This is a genomic window from Streptomyces sp. S063, assembly GCF_002832675.1.
Classification (GTDB): Bacteria; Actinomycetota; Actinomycetes; order Streptomycetales; family Streptomycetaceae; genus Streptomyces; species Streptomyces sindenensis.
Genome location: NZ_CP021707.1, coordinates 6302431 through 6320613, shown reverse-complemented (window position 1 = coordinate 6320613; position 18183 = coordinate 6302431). Strand labels below are relative to the sequence as shown.

Sequence of the window (18183 nt, the reverse complement as noted above, 5' to 3'; positions counted from 1 at the left end):
GGGCGCGCCGCAGGCCGGATCGGGTTCAGCCAGCGGCTGAGCATTCCTGCGCCTGACTACGTATCTCCCGGTACTGCCCTATCGGCATTACCGCCAAGTAGCCTGCACAGCCAGTCGATTGGCGGTTGATTGACGCCTGTTCGATCGACGCTGTCACGCCTCGGCCCGGGAGACACCTTGTTGCGACGCATCAACGGCACGGCCCTCATCATCGCGGCACTGGTCGCCACACTCGGCGCCATCGCGTTCCCTGTCTGGTCCTACGCCGACCGTTCGGGCACCGGCGAGGCGAATCTCAACGCCTCCAGTGTCGCCACGCAGTGGGGGCCGCTCTCCGCGACCGACCGGGACTTCCTGGTCAAGGTGCGGCTCGCCGGGCTGTGGGAGCTGCCCGCCGGGCAGCAGGCGATCGAACGGGCGCCCAGCGAGGCGACGAAGGCCGCCGGGGACCACCTCGTCGTCGGGCACACGGACCTGGACCGGCGGGCTCGGGACGTCGCGGCGAAGCTCGGGGTGGAGCTGCCCAACCAGCCGACCGCCCAGCAGCAGGAATGGCTGCGGGAGCTGACGGCCGCGAGCGGGGACGCGTACGAGCGGAAGTTCGCCAACATCCTGCGCGCCGCCCACGGCAAGGTCTTCGGCCTGATCGGCCAGGTCCGCCACACCACCCGGAACACGCTGATCCGGCAGCTGGCGAGCGACGCCAACCAGACCGTGCTGGACCACATCACCATGCTGGAGGCGACCGGCTTCGTCGACTTCGACGCCCTGGCGCGCGAAGCGGCGAGCGGGTCGACGGCCAGCCCTTCCGGCCCGTCGATGCCCCGGGACGGCCAGGCCCCGCTGGCTCCGGTTCCGGCGACGCCGACCGGCGACCAGTCCTTCACCTCGCGCCCGGTGCCGCCCACGATGATGCCGATGCCATAACGACGGCGTCGGGCCCGGAACCTCAAATGTAGCTCTGAACGTCCCACCGCTCGGGTTCATCGCCGCGCGACGGGGCCATGACCCCTGAACAGCGCGAGGTGAGCAGGGGGACGGGGGCACCATGGAACTGGGCATCGGCATCGGCTGGCGGCCGGAGATCGCGGCCGAGGTGGAGGCGCTGAGCGGGATCGACTGGGTGGAGGCGGTCGCGGAGAACCTCTGCGCCGACCACCTCCCGGACTCGCTCGTACGGCTCCGGGAGCGCGGGGTGACCGTCGTGCCGCACGGGGTGGCACTCGGCCTCGGCGGCGCGGACCGGCCCGACCCCGACCGGCTCGCCGGTCTCGCGGCGCGCGCCGAACTGCTGGGGGCGCCCCTGGTGAGCGAGCACATCGCGTTCGTACGGGCCGGGGGGCCGCTGACCGCGTCGCCGAGGGTGGAGGCGGGGCACCTGCTGCCGGTGCCGCGCACCCGGGACGCGCTGGACGTGCTCTGCGAGAACGTGCGGATCGCGCAGGACTCGCTGCCGGTGCCGCTCGCCCTGGAGAACATCGCCGCGCTGATCACCTGGCCGGACGAGGAGCTCACCGAGGGGCAGTTCCTGGCGGAGCTGGTCGAGCGGACCGGGGTGCGGCTGCTGATCGACGTGGCCAATCTGCACACCAACCACGTCAATCTCGGCCAGGATCCGGCGAAGGCCCTGGACGAACTGCCGGTGGAGGCGATCGCGTACGTCCATGTGGCGGGCGGGGTCGAGAAGAACGGCGTCTGGCACGACACGCACGCCCACCCGGTGTCCGAACCCGTCCTGGAGGTGCTGGCCGAGCTGCGCTCCCGGGTCGATCCGCCCGGCGTACTGCTGGAGCGGGACGACGCCTTCCCGCCGGGCGCGGAGCTGGCGGGCGAACTGGACGCGATCCGGGCGACGCTGCGGAAGGCGGCACCCTCGGCGGGCCAGGGGCCGGACCGGGCGGCGGGCCGGGGTGCCGCTCCCGCGGCCGACGCCACCGCGGGCGTCGAAACCCCTACGGTCGCGGCCGCACCTGCCCCCGCACCCGCCGGCATCCGTGACCGTACCGCCGTCGCACAGACCGCCCTGCTCTCCGCCCTCGTCGCCGGAACCCCGGCCCCCGAGGGCTTCGACCACCGGCGGCTGCGGGTGCAGAGCCGGGCGCTGGCGGCCAAGCGCGCCGACGTCGTCGCCAAGGTGGCACCCGAACTGCCGGAGATCCTCGGCGACGGCTACCGCGCCGCGTTCCTCGCGTACGCCGGCAGCCGCCCCCTGTCCGGCGGCTACCGCCGCGACGCCCTGGACTTCGCGGAGCATGTGCTCATCACGGGCGGTCCCGCCGATCCGGCGGCGCGGCGCCGGCTGACGTCCTGGTGGCAGGACCGGTCGGGCGCCCGGCCGCCGCGCCGTACCACCCGTCTGGTCCGGGCGGCCCGTGCCGTCCTCGTGGGGAAGTGACCGCTGTGAACGTCTTGGCTCTGCTGGCGACCCTCGGGGTCGTCGTCTCCTCGGTGCTGCTCGTCGTCACGACGGTGGCCGAGCGGTTCCGCCGCCCCTCTGCCGGCCCCGGCGTCGCTCTTCACGACCTGTACGAGGTCGCGTTCCTGAACGGGGGTCCGGCCAGGGTCGTGGACACCGCCCTGACCGCCCTGTACGCGGACGGCCGGCTGGCCGTCGGCGGGCCCGGCATCGTCGCCGTACAGCGGGAGCAGGCGAACGACCCGGTGGAGCGCGCGGTGTTCGAGGCGCTGGCCGACGCCCCGAACGGCGCCCTGCACGGCCTGCGGGAAGCGGTGATGCGGCACCCGGCGGTCCAGGAGATCGGCGACGGGCTCGCCGCGCGTGGACTGCTGGTGCCTCCTCACCGGCTCCGTCCGCTGCGGCGGTGGGGGTTGACCCAGGGGGTGGCGTGCCTCATCGCACTGCCGGTGAGCGTGGTGCTCACGTTCGTCCAGTTCGCCGCGACCGACCCCCTGGAAATCTCGGTCCCGTTCATCGTGAAGATGCTGCCCGCGATCGTCATCGGCGCGTTCACCGGGCTGATCGTCACGGTCTCCTCCGCGAGCCGCCTCACGAAGGCGGGGCGGCACGCCGCGCTGTCGTTCCGGACCTCCTACGCCCATGTGGCGACCCCCGCACATCTCGTCGCCACGCTGGGACTGCGCGCGCTGCCGGACCCGGTCTTCCAGGGCCAGTTGGTGGCGGCGGCACGGCTGAGCGCGCCGCGTCGGCGGTCCTCGTCGTACGTCGCCGGCGGCACGGCGGCGGGGGCCACCGCGGTCGCCGCCACGACGGTCTGGTGCGCCGCCTCCGGCCCCGGCGGCCCCAGCTGCGGCGGGTCGACCGGGTGCGGCTCCGGTTCGAGCTGCGGCGGCGGGTCCGGGTGCGGAGGCGGAGGCGGGTCGAGCTGTGGTGGCGGTTCCGGCTGCGGTGGTTCGAGCGGTTCCAGCTGCGGTGGTGGCTCCAGCTGTGGGGGCGGGTCCTGAACCGGCCCCCTCCCTCTCTCGAACCTGAATCGGGCCCGTACGCAAGCATCTTGACCGCCCATCGGAGTGGTTCCCGGTGACCCTCCGGGGCGGTACTGGACATGTCCCTCCGGCCGCCCGACCATTCCTCTCCGCATCCGCAGAGAGGCCCCCGCGCGTGAGAACTGCTGCGCTCTACACATCGATCGGCTCCCTGGTCCTGTCCGCCCTCGCTGCCGCCCCTGCGGGGGCCTGGGACCGCCCCGGTTCAGCCGAGGCCCGGGGCACCGCGATCGCCGCCGCCCGGGCCACGGACGCCGGGATCGACTTCGCCGCCTGCCCGGAGGAGGAGATGCTCCCGGACTCCCTGAAGTGCGGCACGGTCAAGGTGCCCCTCGACTACGCGGATCCGGACGGACGGCAGCTCGAACTGACCGTCAGCCGGACGCCCGCCGCCGGTCCGGCGAAGGAGCGGCAGGGGGCGTTCGTCTACAACCCGGGCGGCCCCGGCGCGTCCAGCATCACCTTCCCGCTGGCCGGGGAGCTGCCGGAGTGGAAGGAGATCGCCGAGGCGTACGACCTGGTCGGCTACGCTCCGCGTGGGGTGAACGGCTCCTCCGCCCCGTTGAGTTGCCAGGACCCTGCCGCGTACACGAAGGGTCCGACCGACGCGCCGACGCATCCGACCCAGGAGGACAAGGAGCGGCGCGTCGCCCGTGCGAAGGCGTATGCGCGCGGCTGCGCGGAGCACGCGGGCGAGACGCTGCGGCACTACACCTCGCTGAACAACGCCCGGGACCTGGACGTGCTGCGGGCCGCGCTCGGCGAGAGCCGGCTGACGTTCATGGGGGCGTCGTACGGGACGTACTTCGGGGCGCTGTACGCGACGCTGTTCCCCTCCCACGTACGGCGCATGGTCTTCGACTCGGCGGTCGATCCCGACCCGGAGCAGATCTGGTACCGCTCCAACATGGGTCAGTCGCTGGCCTTCGAGGCGCGCTGGGAGGACTTCCGCCGCTGGGTCGCCAAGCACGACGACGTGTACCACCTGGGGACCACCCCCGAGGCGGTGCAGCGGCGCTACGACGAGGTGCGCGCCGAGCTGGCGGTGAAGCCTGCGGGCGGCAAGGTCGGGCCGGGGCAGCTGCATTCGGCGTTCCTGGGGGCGGGCTACTACGACGACTACTGGGCGATGCGGGCGACGGCGCTGTCGGAGTACGTCCGGGGCAATCCGGAGCCGCTGGTCGCGCAGGCGTCCCCGCGCGCGGTGGCGGCGAAGGACAACGAGAACGCCCAGGCGGTGTACACGGCCGTCGAGTGCAATGACGCGCCCTGGCCCGAGGACTTCGAGGTCTGGGACCGCGACCACACGGAGCTCGCGCGCGTCGCGCCCTTCGAGACCTGGGACAACGCCTTCTCGAACCTGCCGTGCGCCTTCTGGCCGGCTCCCCGGCAGCGGCCGCTGGACGTCCGCGTGGGGTGGGGCGAGCTGCCGCCGGTGCTGATCCTGGCGGCGGAGCGGGACGCGGCGACCCCGTACCGGGGGGCGCTGGAACTGCGGAAGCGGCTGCCCGGTTCGTCACTGGTGACCGAGCGGGACGCGGGGACGCATGGCATCGGCGGGGCGGGGAACGCCTGCGTCGACGATCATCTGCGCCGGTATCTGCTGACCGGTGAGGTGCCGGGGCGGGGGGCGGACTGCGCCGCCCACCCGGAGCCCAACCCGGTGTCGCTGGACTGATCCGGCGGTCGGCGGGCGTACGGAGCGGGGGCCGCCGCACCTTCACGGTGCGACGGCCCCCGAAGCCGAACCCGGTGTCGCTGGAGAGGCGGACGGCACGATCGGTGCCCGGTGCCCGACTCTCTGATCTTCCGGGTTGGGGTGGTGCGGGACTCGCTGGCTATGCGAGCCCGGCCACCAGGTCTGCGACGCTCTTCCTGCGGCCCGTGTAGAACGGGACCTCCTCGCGCACGTGGAGCCGTGCCTCGGAGGCGCGCAGGTGACGCATCAGGTCGACGATGCGGTACAGCTCGTCCGCCTCGAAGGCGAGGATCCACTCGTAGTCGCCGAGGGAGAACGAGGCGACGGTGTTGGCGCGGACGTCGGGGTAGCCCCGGGCCATCTTGCCGTGGTCCGCGAGCATGCGGCGGCGGTCCTCGTCGGGCAGCAGGTACCAGTCGTAGGACCGGACGAAGGGGTAGACGCTGATGTAGTCGCGGGGCGTCTCGTCGGCGAGGAACGCCGGGATGTGCGACTTGTTGAACTCGGCGGGACGGTGCAGCGCCATGTTCGACCAGACCGGGTCGAGCGCGCGGCCGAGCTTGGTGCGCCTGAAGAGGTTGTACGCGTCCTGGAGCTGGTCCGAGGTCTCGGCGTGCCACCAGATCATGATGTCGGCGTCGGCCCGCAGCCCGGACAGGTCGTAGGTGCCCCGGACGGTGATGTCCTTGGCCGCGAGCTGGTCGAACAGCTCCTGCACCTCGTCGGCGTAGCCCGCGCGGTCCAGCGGGAGGACGTCGCGGAGCTTGAAGACCGACCACAGGGTGTAGCGGATGACCTCGTTGAGGTCCTTGGCCTTCTTGCCGGCGTTCGGACTCTTGCTTGATGTCACAGTCTCAGGAGCACTCATACGGCTATTGTCCCGCCTCGCTCCCCGTGCCCCGAACCAGGGTCGGCGTGGCGATGATCTCGCTCGCGATCTCGTCGGCCGCGCGGCGGGCGCTCGCGATGCAGGCGGGGATGCCCACCCCGTCGTAGACCGCGCCGCAGACGCGCAGGGCGGGCAGTTTGGCGACCTCGTCGCGGATGCGGGCGACCCGGGCCAGATGGCCGACCGGGTACTGCGGCAGGCCGCCGACCCAGCGGGTGACCTCGGTGTCGACGGGCCGCGCGGTGAGGCCGGTGGCGGCGGCGAGGTCGCGCAGGGAGACGGAGACCAGCTCCAGGTCCTCGCGGTGGAGGTGGTCCTCCTCGCCGTAGCGGCCGACGGACGTACGGAGCACGAACAGGTCGGGGGCGGCGTCGGCGACCCACTGCCACTTGTTGCTGGAGAACGTGGACGCCTTGATCGTGTGCCCGTCGACCGGCGGCACGAGAAAGCCGGAGCGGCCCCGCAGGGCTTCGTACGCCTCGATGTCGGTCCGCCGGAAGGCCAGGGTGACCAGGGCCATCGAGGCGTACTCGACGCCGGACAGCTCGGCGGAGGCGGCCGGGGACTCCGCGGCCAGCAGGGCGCCCGCGGACCAGGCGGGGGTGGCCAGGACGATGCCGTCGGCGGCGATCGTCCGGGTGTCGGTGCGGACGGCCCAGCCCGTTTCCGTACGGGTCAGGCCGAGCACGGGCGTCTCGGTGAGGATGTCGCCGCCCCCGGCCCGTACGGCGTCGCCGACGGCGGCCGGGAGGGTGCCGATGCCGCCCGCGATGCCCTGGAAGACCGGGCCGGTCTGCTGCCGGGCGGCGGCCCGTTCCTGGATGCGGCGGACGCCGTCGAGCAGCGGGCCGCCCTCCTTCACGGCCTCGAAGAGCTGGGGTACGGCGGCGCGCATCGAGATGCGGTAGGCGTCGCCCGCGTAGACCCCGCCGAGAAGGGGCTCCACGAGCCGGTCCACGACTTCGCGGCCGAGACGGTCGGCGACGTACGCGCCGACCGCGACGTCGTCGCCGACGGGGGCCGGGGTGAGGTCGCGCTCCTCGGCGATCCGGGCCAGGCCCTCGGGGGACAGCACCTCGCCGAGGACCGCCGGGTCGCCGGGGACGCCCATGACGTGGCCCTTGGGCATGGGGCGCAGCGCGTCGCGCGTCCAGAGCGACGCGGTGGCGGTGGCGGGCGGCTGGAGCCGGTCGCCGAGGCCGACCGCTTCGGCGAGCGCGACCGCCTCGGGGCGCCGGGCGAGCATCGACTCGGCCCCCAGGTCGACCTGGACGCCCGCGATCTCGCCGGTCATGAGCTTGCCGCCGAGCCGGTCCGTGGCCTCCAGGAGGGTGACCCGCAGGCCGGTGACGACCAGATGGTGGGCGGCAGCCAGGCCGGCGATGCCGCCGCCGATGACGACGACGTGCCCCGGGGGCGCTTCCGCACGCTGTTGAGAACGCTGCATGGGTCCACTCTCTCAAACCCGATCCGACGCCCCACCGTGACCACTTCGAAACCGCCGTCCGGCAACCGGTCCGGGGGCGGCCGCGTCGAACCGGCGATATCAACCAACGTTCTGGGGGGACCAGTTATGGATGGGGAAAGCAAGAGCGGCCGGCCTTGTGTCCGGGCACGTGCGGCGCTCGTGGCAGGGTCGCTCGGCCTGCTGCTCGCCGTCGGCGGCTGCGGGGCGTCGGGCGACGCGGCGGACAGCGGCGCGAAGGCAGCGCCGCGTGAGGCGTTGTCGGACGGGGGCGGGGCAGCCGCCTCCGCCGCTCCCGAGGAGGGGTCGGACCACAAGGCGGCCGGGAGGAAGGCGGCGCCGAAGGCGGGCGCCTCGCATGTCATCCGTACGGCCACGCTCTCCGTCGAGGTGAAGAGCGTGCCGAAGGCCGTGGCCGCGGCGCGCGGCGTGGTGGAGAGCGCGGGGGGCCTGGTCGCGACGGAGAACACCGAGCGGCTCGACGACACCTACGAGACCTCGCACCTGGTGCTGCGGGTGCCGCAGGAGCGGTTCCAGGAGGTGCTGCGGGAGCTGGCAGGTTCCGGGAAGCTGCTGTCGCGCACCTCGAACGCGAAGGACGTCACCGACCGGGTGGTCGATGTGGAGAGCCGGATCTCCACCCAGCGCGCGAGTGTGGCGCGGGTGCGGGAGCTGATGGACCAGGCGGAGAAGATCAGCGATGTGGTGGCCCTGGAGGGGGAGCTGAGCAGCCGTCAGTCCGATCTGGAGTCGCTGCTGGCCCAGCAGGCGAGCCTGAAGGACCGCACGTCGCTGGCGACGATCACGCTGGACCTGACGCCGCCGGACGCCCCGGGCGACGACGGGTCGAGGGATGAGGACCCGGGGTTCCTGGACGCGCTGGGCGGCGGCTGGGACGCGTTCGTGACGATGCTGCGGTGGATCGCGGTGGCGTTCGGGGCCGCGTTCCCGTTCCTGCTCACGGCGGCCCTGGCGGTCGTGGTGTGGCGGGTGCTGCGGAAGCGCGGGGCAGCCCGACGGTCCGCTCCGGCGGTTGCGGCGGCCCCGGCCGGGGAGGACGGCGCCTCGGCTTCCTGAACCGCTCCGGCGTCGTAGCGTGGGGCCCTGACTCGCCGATGCGGCGAACCGGCGGAAGGGAACCGGCATGGCAGCGGAGCGACTGGTGGTCATCGGCGGTGACGCGGCGGGCATGTCCGCCGCGTCACAGGCCCGCAGGCTGAAGGGGCCGGACGCGCTGGAGATCGTCGCCTTCGAGCGCGGCCACTTCACCTCGTACTCCGCCTGCGGCATTCCGTACTGGGTGGGCGGCGACGTCGAGGAGCGCGACGACCTGATCGCCCGCACCCCCGGGGAGCACCGGGGGCGGGACATCGATCTGCGGATGCGGACCGAGGTGACCGAGCTGGACGTGGCCAAGCAGCGGGTGCGGGCGCTGGACCGGGAGAGCGGGGAGGCGTACTGGACGGGCTTCGACAAGCTGGTGATCGCCACCGGGGCCCGTCCGGTGCGCCCGGCGCTGCCGGGGATGGACGCGGCCGGGGTGCACGGGGTGCAGACCCTGGACGACGGGCAGGCGCTCCTGGACTCGCTGGAGGCGCTGCGCTCGGGCGGTGGGCCCCGGCGGGCGGTGGTGGTGGGCGCGGGGTACATCGGCGTGGAGATGGCCGAGGCGATGCTCAAGCGGGGCTTCGAGGTGACCGTCGTCAACCGGGGCGAGCAGCCGATGGCGACGCTCGACGCGGACATGGGGCGGCTCGTCCACGAGGCGTTGGACGGGCTGGGCGTCACGACGGTCAACGGGGCGGCCGTGACGAAGATCCTCACGGGTCCGGACGGCCGGGCCACCGACGTGGTGACGGAGGCGGGGACGTATCCGGCGGACGTGGTGGTCCTCGGCATCGGCGTGGAGCCGGAGACGGGGCTCGCGCGGGCGGCGGGGCTGCCGGTGGGGCCGCACGGCGGGCTGCTGACGGACCTGGCGATGCGGGTCGTGGGCCACGAGAACATCTGGGCGGGCGGCGACTGCGTGGAGGTCCTGGACCTGGTGGCGGGCCGCACCCGGCACATCGCGCTGGGCACCCACGCCAACAAGCACGGCCAGGTGATCGGTTCCAACGTCGGGGGCGGCTACGGCACGTTCCCCGGTGTGGTCGGTACGGCGGTGAGCAAGGTCTGCGACCTGGAGATCGCCCGGACCGGGCTGCGGGAGAAGGACGCCCGCGCGGTCGGGCTGCGCTATGTCACGGCGACGATCGAGTCGACGCAGCGGGCGGGGTACTACCCGGGGGCGAAGCCGATGACGGTGAAGATGATCGCGGAGCTGCGTACGGGACGGCTGCTCGGGGTGCAGATCGTGGGCCGCGAGGGGTCGGCGAAGCGGGTGGACGTGGCGGCGGTGGCGCTGACGGCCGGGATGACGGTGGAGCAGATGACGGCGCTCGACCTCGGCTACGCCCCGCCGTTCTCACCGGTGTGGGACCCGGTGCTGGTGGCCGCCCGCAAGACGGTGGCGGCGGTGCGGGGCGCGGGGAGCTGATCCCCCGGGGGCCGGTCTTCCGGCCGACCCCCGGGCGGTGCCGTGCTTCAGCGCGCGGTCTGTTCGTGGACGTACCCCACGAGGCGGCTGAGCGCGTCCGGGTCCATGTTCGGCATGACGCCGTGGCCCAGGTTGAAGATGTGGCCCTCCAGACCGGCGGCGGCGTCCAGCACCTCGCTGGTCTTGGCCTCGACGGCCGGGGTCGGCGCGAAGAGCACCGCCGGGTCGAGGTTGCCCTGGAGCGCCTTGCCGGGGCCGACGCGGTGGGCGGCCTCGTCGAGCGGGACGCGCCAGTCGACGCCGACGACGTCCGCGCCGGCCTCGCCCATCAGGCCCAGCAGTTCGCCGGTGCCGACGCCGAAGTGGATGCGGGGGACGCCGTAGGGGGCGACGGCGTCGAAGACCTTCGCCGAGGCGGGGAGGACCGCGCGGCGGTAGTCGGCGGGGGCCAGCGCGCCGACCCAGGAGTCGAAGAGCTGGACGGCGGAGGCGCCGGCCTCGATCTGGACCTTGAGGAAGGCTCCGGTGATCTCCGCGAGCCGGTCCACGAGGTCGGCCCAGAGCTGCGGGTCGCCGTACATCATGGCCTTGGTGCGCTCGTGGTTGCGCGAGGGGCCGCCCTCGACGAGGTAGCTGGCGAGCGTGAACGGGGCCCCGGCGAAGCCGATGAGCGGAGTGGCGCCCAGCTCGGCGGTGAGGATCCCGATGGCCTCGGTGACGTACGGGACGTCCTCGGGGGTGAGGTCGCGCAGCCGGGCGAGGTCGGCGCGGGTGCGGATCGGCTCGGCGATGACGGGGCCGACACCGGGCTTGATGTCGAGGTCGATGCCGATGGCCTTCAGGGGCACCACGATGTCGCTGAAGTAGATCGCGGCGTCGACCTTGTGGCGGCGTACGGGCTGGAGGGTGATCTCGGCGACCAGCTCCGGCATCATGCAGGAGTCGAGCATCGCGATGCCCTCGCGGACCTTCAGGTACTCGGGCAGCGAGCGTCCCGCCTGACGCATGAACCAGACCGGGGTGTGCGGTACGGGTTCGCGGCGGCAGGCCTTCAGGAACGCCGAGTCGTGGGTGGCGTTGCGGACCGCGTCGAGGCTGGCGGAGGTCGTCGTCTGCTGGCCCGAAGGGCTGTCGTTGGCACTCACGCACAGAATCTTCGCACGCGTGCCGAAGGAGCCCGGCCCCGCACGGGTGTCTGTCCCTGCACGCGGCCCGCCTTCCGCCTACTCTTCCCCGCATGGCTCCGGCTCAGGGACAGTTTTCCGATCATTCCGACGGCGTTGAAGGCAAGGACCGCGAGGAGGAGGATCCTCCCGTGCCTCCCGCGTTCCTGGCGGCGGTGGACGCGCTGCGCTCCGCGCGGCTGCGCCCGGAGCTGGAGGTGGAGGCGACCAGGCCGCCCCGGCGTCTCGCGCCGCACGCGTACGCCCTGGAGGCGGCGGTGGTGGACGGCGAGGACGATCTCGCGGACGGCAGGCTGGTGCTGCTGCACGATCCGGCGGGGCACGACGCCTGGCAGGGCGCGTTCCGGCTGGTGACCCTGGTCCGTGCGGAGCTGGAGCCGGAGATGGCGGCGGATCCGCTGCTGCCGGAGGTGTGCTGGTCCTGGCTGACGGGGGCGCTGGACGCGCGGGGCCTGTCGTACGGGGAGGCCGGCGGGACGGTGACACGCGCCGGATCGCACTACTTCGGCGCGCTCTCCGCGCGCCGCCCGGCGACGCAGATCGAGATCCGTGCCTCGTGGACGCCCAGGGAGTGGCGCGGCGGGATCCCGGACACGGCGTCACACCTGATGGCCTGGGGCGATCTGCTGTGCCAGATCGCGGGACTGCCGCCGTCCGATCTGTCGGACGCGGCGGTGGTGACGCTGCCGCAGCGGCGCGGGCCACAGGTTCCGTAACACTCCGTCACCCGTATCGCACATCCGCCGGATCTCTTTTCGTACAATCGATCGCGCGTCCTATTTGCCCGAATTGTTACTCACCAAATCGTGATCTTCCCCTAAAGGAGGACGGGTTCGCTGCCGAAGAGGTCAATGACCCTTCAAGCACGGTTCGCCCCCCGGCTTCATCCCCCGAGCCGGCCCGTCCCGCCACTCCCCCCAGGAGGCCTGGTGTCCGTTCTCCTTGAGCAGCCCGCAAGCCTGGTCGCCTACCGCCCGAACAAGCCGACGGCCATGGTCGTCGTGGCCGACCCGCGCGTCCGTTCCACCGTCACCCGCCATCTGTGGGCCCTCGGAGTACGTGACGTCATCGAGGCGTCGTCCATCGCGGAGGCACGTCCCCGCGTCGGCAACCCGCGCGACATCTGCATTGCCGACGTCCATCTGCCCGACGGTTCCGGGCTGACCCTGCTGTCCGAGACCCGCGCCGCAGGCTGGCCCAACGGTCTCGCCCTCTCCGCCGCCGACGACATCGGCGCCGTTCGCAACGCCCTCGCGGGCGGCGTGAAGGGCTACGTCGTCACCGGCACCCGAACCAACATCGGCCACCCCACCCGCCCCGGCGTCGCCCCCATCGGCGCCAACGCGGCCCGTATGCACCGCCGTCCCCCCGGGTCCCCGAGCCACCCGGGCGGCTACCGCGAACTGTCCGGACGTGAGGTGGAGGTGCTCCGCCTGGTCGCCGAGGGCCAGTCCAACAAGGCCATCGGCGTCTCGATGGGCCTCTCCGCCCTGACCGTCAAGTCCCACCTCGCCCGCATCGCCCGCAAGCTCGGCACCGGAGACCGGGCCGGCATGGTCGCCGTCGCCCTCCGGACGGGCATCATCCACTGACCGCACCCCCGCCGGGACGTGCACCGATGCGCCTCCGGCTGGAATACGTGCATGGCCGCCCGTCGACGGAACGTTCCGTCGACGGGCTCCGTGCATACACAGATACCCTTGACACGTGACCGACGCCCAAGAGACCGCAGCAGACACTTCACTGCGAACCACCGGGGGCGCTCCCCCGGACGACGTCGCCCCGGCGCCGATCCCCTTGCTGGAGCCACGCGAGGGCGTTCCCCCGGTGGTGACGTCCGCCGACGCCCTCGCCCGGGTGATCGCCTCCTTCGCCGCGGGCACCGGCCCGGTGGCCGTCGACGCCGAGCGCGCCTCGGGTTACCGCTACGGCCAGCGCGCCTACCTCGTACAGCTGCGCCGCGAGGGCGCGGGCAGCGCTCTGGTCGACCCGGTCGGCTGCCCCGACCTCTCCGGCCTCGGCACCGCGCTGGACGGCACCGAGTGGATCCTGCACGCCGCGACCCAGGACCTGCCGTGCCTGCGGGACATAGGCATGACCCCCACCTCGCTGTTCGACACCGAGCTGGCCGGCCGGCTCGCGGGCTTCCCGCGCGTCGGCCTCGGCGCGATGGTGGAGAACGTCCTCGGATACGTCCTGGAGAAGGGCCACTCCGCGGTCGACTGGTCCACCCGCCCGCTGCCCGAGCCCTGGCTGCGGTACGCCGCGCTCGACGTGGAGCTCCTGATCGACCTGCGCGACGCGCTGGAGGAGGAGTTGGAACGGCAGGGGAAGCTGGAGTGGGCCCGCGAGGAGTTCGACGCCATCGCCGCCGCGCCGCCGGCCCCGCCCCGCAAGGACCCCTGGCGGCGTACGTCGGGCATGCACAAGGTGCGCCGGCGCCGTCAGATGGCCGTCGTCCGGGAGCTGTGGACCACCCGTGACCAGGTCGCCCAGCGCCGTGACGTCTCGCCGGGCAAGGTGCTCGGCGACGCCGCGATCGTCGAGGCCGCGCTCGCGCTGCCGGTCGACGTGCAGGCCCTGACCGCCCTGCCGGGATTCGGCCACCGCATGGGACGCCGTCAGCTGGAGCAGTGGCAGGCGGCCGTGGACCGGGCCAGGGCGCTGCCGGAGTCGGCGCTGCCGCAGCCGGGTCAGCAGCCGGCCGGGCCGCCCCCGCCGCGCTCCTGGGCCGACAAGGACCCGGCCGCCGCCGCCCGGCTCTCGGCCGCCCGCGCTGCCGTCTCCGAGCTGGCGGAACGCCTGAACATGCCCCAGGAGAACCTGATCACCCCGGACACCGTGCGCCGGCTCTGCTGGGAGCCGCCGAAGAACCCGACCCCGGGCGCCGTCGAGGACGCCCTCGCCGGGTACGGGGCACGGAACTGGCAGATCCGGCAGGTCGCCCCACTCCTGGTCCGGGCGCTGGACACCACGGCCTGACCCCGGGCGGAGCAGACACGGGGGCTGCCAGGGGGATCACGGCGCGGGCGAACGGGACACGCGGCTCCGGGCCGCTCGCCGCGAGCGGCCCGGACGGGGCGGTGAGGCGGACCGGGGTCCGGCCGCACCCCGCGATCCGGCGCGGCCCGCAGCGTTTCCGGGCCGGTGAGGCCGGCGGCGGGGCGGAACCGATCATCGGAGCGGAGGCGGCCGGTGACGCGGAGTGCGCGTCGGCGGTCCGGACGGTCGTCGCGGAGGAGCGAAATCACGCCAGGTTGCCGACGCCTTTGCTGGCCTGCGGCCGCGCGCACGGCTCCGGCACCCCCGAAGCGGTCGGGCCCGCACGGCTTCGACGCCGGGGAGGGGACGCGGACGTACGGTCGAGGCACCCGGGAAGGCCCGCACCGGCCGCCGGGGCGGTGTGACCTTCGACGCTCCGGCCCCGGGGGGTGGGCAGTCTGGTTACCCGCAAGTAGCATGATGGCAGGCGGTGCGCCCCCGTGGCGTGCCCCGCAGCAGTGCCATCCCGCACCCTGGAGGAGAGCCACCGTGCCTCGTACCATCCGGGACGTCGTCTTCGTCGACGGCGTCCGCACCCCGTTCGGCAAAGCGGGCCCGAAGGGCATCTACCACGAGACCCGCGCCGACGACCTCGTCGTGAAGGCCATCCGGGAGCTGCTGCGCCGCAACCCGGACCTGGACCCCAAGAAGATCGACGAGGTCGCCATCGCCGCGACCACGCAGATCGGGGACCAGGGCCTCACGCTGGGCCGCACCGCCGGAATCCTGGCCGGCCTGCCGCAGTCCGTCCCCGGCTACTCGATCGACCGCATGTGCGCGGGCGCGCTGACCGCCGTCACCTCGACGGCCGGTTCCATCGCCTTCGGCGCGTACGACGTCGTCGTGGCCGGTGGCGTCGAGCACATGGGCCGGCACCCGATGGGCGAGGGCGTCGACCCGAACCCGCGCTTCGTGTCGGAGAAGCTGGTCGACGAGTCCGCCCTGTTCATGGGCATGACGGCGGAGAACCTGCACGACCGCTACCCCACGATCACCAAGCAGCGCGCCGACGAGTACGCCGTGCGCTCGCAGGAGAAGGCCGCCAAGGCCTACGCCAACGGCAAGATCCAGCAGGACCTGGTACCGGTCTCGGTGCGCCGCACCAACGCCGAGGCGGGCGAGACGGGCTGGGGCCTGGTCACCGCCGACGAGCCGATGCGCCCGGGCACCACGCTGGAGTCGCTGGCCAATCTGAAGACCCCCTTCCGCGCCCACGGCCGGGTCACGGCCGGTAATGCCGCGGGTCTCAACGACGGCGCCACCGCCTCGCTGCTCGCCGCCGAGGACGTCGCCCGCGAGCTGGGCCTCCCGGTCAAGATGCGCCTGGTCTCGTACGCCTTCGCGGGCGTCGAGCCGGAGGTCATGGGTTACGGCCCGATCCCGGCGACCGAGAAGGCGCTGGCCCAGGCCGGTCTGACCATTGACGACATCGGTCTCTTCGAGATCAACGAGGCGTTCGCCGTGCAGGTGCTCGCCTTCCTGGAGCACTACGGCATCGCCGACGACGACGCCCGCGTCAACCAGTACGGCGGCGCGATCGCGTACGGCCACCCGCTCGCCTCCTCCGGTGTCCGGCTCATGACGCAGCTGGCCCGGCAGTTCGAGGAGCAGCCCGAGGTCCGCTACGGCCTGACGACGATGTGCGTCGGCTTCGGCATGGGCGCCACGGTCATCTGGGAGAACCCGAATTTCGACGGAGGCAACAAGTGAGCTCCACCACTGAGCTTCTGAAGGGTGCGGCCGAGCTGTTCCCCGGCGAGGTCGTCACGCAGGCGCACGTACGCCACCTGGACCTGCCGTTCGGCGCCGGGCGGTTCGCGCTCATCACGCTGGACAACGGCCTGGACCACACCAAGCCGACCACCTTCGGACCGCAGTCGCTGGCGAACCTGAACGCCGCGATCGACCAGGTCGAGAAGGAGGCGGCCGAGGGCACCATCACCGGTGTCGGCCTCACCGGCAAGCCGTTCATCTTCGCGGTCGGCGCCGACCTCAAGGGCGTCGAGCTGCTGAGCCGTCACGAGGACGCGCTGGCGATCGGCAAGGGCGGCCACGACGTCTTCCGTCGTCTCTCCGGCCTCGCGGTGCCCACCTTCGCGTACTACAACGGCGCGGCGATGGGCGGCGGTGTCGAGGTCGGTCTGCACTGCACCTACCGCACCGTCTCCAAGGCGCTCCCGGCGTTCTCGCTGCCCGAGGTCTTCCTCGGCCTGGTCCCCGGCTGGGGCGGCTGCGCGCTGCTCCCCAACCTGATCGGCGCGGACCGCGCGGTCTCGGTGATCATCGAGAACTCGCTGAACCAGAACCGTCAGCTCAAGGGCAAGCAGGTCTTCGAACTCGGCATCGCGGACGCGCTGTTCGAGGGCGCGGACTTCCTGGAGCAGTCGCTCGTGTGGACCGCGAACGTGCTCAAGGGCTCGGTCACGCCTCAGCGCGCCGAGGTCGACCGCGGTGAGGCCTGGGACGCGGCTGTCGCGCGTGGCCGGGCCATCGCCGACTCCAAGGTGCACGGCGCGGCCCCGGCCGCGTACCGCGCGCTGGACATCATCGCCGCGGCCAAGGACGGCGACCTGTCCGCCGGCTTCGACGCCGAGGACCAGGCCCTCGCGGACCTGATCATGGGCGGCGAGCTGCGCAGCGGCATCTACGCCTTCAACCTGGTCCAGAAGCGCGCCAAGCGCCCGGCCGGCGCCCCGGACAAGAGCCTGGCCCGCCCGGTCACCAAGGTCGGCGTCGTCGGCGCGGGTCTGATGGCCTCGCAGCTGGCGCTGCTGTTCCTGCGCCGCCTGGAGGTCCCGGTCGTCCTCACGGACATCGACCAGGAGCGCGTCGACAAGGGTGTGGGCTACGTCCACGCCGAGATCGAGAAGCTGCTCGGCAAGGGCCGCATCAACCAGGACAAGGCCAACCGCCTCAAGGGCCTGGTCTCCGGTGTCCTCGACAAGGCCGAGGGCTTCGCGGACGCGGACTTCATCATCGAGGCCGTCTTCGAGGAGATCGGCGTCAAGCAGCAGGTGTTCGCGGAGGTCGAGGCGGTCGCCCCGGCGCACGCGATCCTCGCCACCAACACCTCCTCGCTCTCGGTGACCGAGATGGCGTCGAAGCTGAAGAACCCCGAGCGGGTCGTCGGCTTCCACTTCTTCAACCCGGTCGCGATCCTCCCCCTGCTGGAGATCGTGCGCGGCGAGCAGACCGACGACGCCTCGCTGGCCACCGCGTTCGGTGTGGCCCGGAAGCTGAAGAAGACCGCGGTCCTGGTGAAGGACGCCCCGGCGTTCGTCGTCAACCGCATCCTCACCCGCTTCATGGGCGAGATCCAGAACGTCATCGACGAGGGCACCCCGGTCGAGGTCGCGGAGAAGGCCGTCGAGCCGCTCGGCCTGCCGATGTCCCCGCTGGTGCTTCTGGAGCTGGTCGGCCCGGCCATCGGTCTGCACGTCTCCGAGACCCTGAACCGCGCCTTCCCGGAGCGCTTCACCGTCTCCGAGAACCTGGCCGCGGTCGTCAAGGCCGGCAAGCGCGGCTTCTACGTCTACGACTCCGGCGCGCCGGTCCTCGATCCCGAGGTCGCCGCGCTCCTCAAGCAGGGCGACACCGTCCTGACCGAGGAGCAGACCCGGGACCGCGTGCTCGACGCGGTGGCGCAGGAGATCGGCCTGATGCTGGAGGAGGGCGTCGTCGCCGAGGCCCAGGACATCGACCTGTGCCTGATCACCGGTGCGGGCTGGCCCTTCCACCTGGGCGGCATCACGCCGTACCTGGACCGCGAGGGCGTCTCCCAGCGGGTGAACGGCAAGCCGTTCCTCGCGCAGGGCGTGGCGAGCGTTCCGGCGTAAGCACCCGCCGGTACGGGCCCGGCCCGCACACCCCGAGGGGTGTGCGGGCCGGTTCGCGTTCCGGGGC

Annotated in this window: 14 protein-coding genes; 11 read left to right on the top strand and 3 right to left on the bottom strand. The window is 72.8% G+C overall.

Annotated elements, in window-relative coordinates; genetic code table 11:
* Positions 1–180 precede the first annotated feature (180 nt).
* The 4 genes from CCZ36_RS28790 (at position 181) to CCZ36_RS28775 (ending at position 5143) form a co-directional block, all read left to right on the top strand.
* Positions 181–927, top strand: a complete 747-nt coding sequence (locus CCZ36_RS28790; RefSeq protein ID WP_176734541.1) for a DUF4142 domain-containing protein — start codon at positions 181–183, stop codon at positions 925–927.
* 121 nt (positions 928–1048) lie between these two features.
* Entirely contained in the window at positions 1049–2395 is a 1347-nt protein-coding gene (locus CCZ36_RS28785; protein WP_128818881.1) for a DUF692 domain-containing protein, read from the top strand.
* Positions 2396–2400: 5 nt separating this feature from the next.
* Complete coding sequence (locus tag CCZ36_RS28780) at positions 2401–3423, top strand: TIGR04222 domain-containing membrane protein (RefSeq protein ID WP_206515774.1); 1023 nt, start codon at positions 2401–2403, stop codon at positions 3421–3423.
* Between the two features lie 157 nt (positions 3424–3580).
* Positions 3581–5143, top strand: a complete 1563-nt coding sequence (locus tag CCZ36_RS28775) for an alpha/beta hydrolase (RefSeq protein ID WP_128818879.1) — start codon at positions 3581–3583, stop codon at positions 5141–5143.
* A 160-nt stretch (positions 5144–5303) separates the two neighbouring features.
* Here the strand turns inward: CCZ36_RS28775 and hemQ are convergent, their stop codons facing one another.
* Positions 5304–6032 carry a hydrogen peroxide-dependent heme synthase gene (gene hemQ / locus CCZ36_RS28770; RefSeq protein WP_006128414.1) on the bottom strand — a complete coding sequence of 243 codons (729 nt, stop codon included), beginning with the start codon at positions 6030–6032 and terminating at the stop codon, positions 5304–5306.
* 4 nt (positions 6033–6036) lie between these two features.
* Positions 6037–7500 (bottom strand): protoporphyrinogen oxidase, encoded by a 1464-nt coding sequence (gene hemG / locus CCZ36_RS28765; RefSeq protein ID WP_128818878.1) that lies wholly within the window; start codon positions 7498–7500, stop codon positions 6037–6039.
* A 126-nt stretch (positions 7501–7626) separates the two neighbouring features.
* Between hemG and CCZ36_RS28760 the strand changes: the two genes are divergently transcribed.
* Both CCZ36_RS28760 and CCZ36_RS28755 read left to right on the top strand, forming a co-directional pair.
* On the top strand, positions 7627–8595 hold the full coding sequence (locus tag CCZ36_RS28760) for a DUF4349 domain-containing protein (RefSeq protein WP_069739267.1): 969 nt from the start codon (positions 7627–7629) through the stop codon (positions 8593–8595).
* Positions 8596–8662: 67 nt separating this feature from the next.
* Positions 8663–10054 (top strand): FAD-dependent oxidoreductase, encoded by a 1392-nt coding sequence (locus CCZ36_RS28755; protein WP_128818877.1) that lies wholly within the window; start codon positions 8663–8665, stop codon positions 10052–10054.
* 47 nt (positions 10055–10101) lie between these two features.
* Here the strand turns inward: CCZ36_RS28755 and hemE are convergent, their stop codons facing one another.
* Complete coding sequence (hemE, locus tag CCZ36_RS28750; RefSeq protein ID WP_128818876.1) at positions 10102–11199, bottom strand: uroporphyrinogen decarboxylase; 1098 nt, start codon at positions 11197–11199, stop codon at positions 10102–10104.
* Between the two features lie 92 nt (positions 11200–11291).
* Here hemE and CCZ36_RS28745 point away from each other — a divergent pair, with 92 nt between their 5' ends.
* From CCZ36_RS28745 to CCZ36_RS28720, 5 genes are all read left to right on the top strand, one after another.
* A complete protein-coding gene (locus tag CCZ36_RS28745) occupies positions 11292–11954 on the top strand; it encodes a DUF3000 domain-containing protein (protein WP_069739264.1) in 663 nt (220 codons plus the stop codon).
* Positions 11955–12167: 213 nt separating this feature from the next.
* Complete coding sequence (locus CCZ36_RS28740) at positions 12168–12830, top strand: response regulator transcription factor (protein ID WP_003965521.1); 663 nt, start codon at positions 12168–12170, stop codon at positions 12828–12830.
* 115 nt (positions 12831–12945) lie between these two features.
* Positions 12946–14220: an HRDC domain-containing protein gene (locus CCZ36_RS28735; RefSeq protein WP_128818875.1), complete on the top strand. Its 1275-nt coding sequence runs from the start codon at positions 12946–12948 to the stop codon at positions 14218–14220.
* A gap of 549 nt (positions 14221–14769) precedes the next feature.
* Positions 14770–15990 (top strand): thiolase family protein, encoded by a 1221-nt coding sequence (locus CCZ36_RS28725; RefSeq protein ID WP_069739262.1) that lies wholly within the window; start codon positions 14770–14772, stop codon positions 15988–15990.
* Entirely contained in the window at positions 15987–18116 is a 2130-nt protein-coding gene (locus tag CCZ36_RS28720) for a 3-hydroxyacyl-CoA dehydrogenase NAD-binding domain-containing protein (protein WP_128818874.1), read from the top strand. The genes CCZ36_RS28725 and CCZ36_RS28720 overlap by 4 nt, the downstream gene beginning before the upstream one ends.
* The last annotated feature ends 67 nt before the right edge of the window (positions 18117–18183 follow it).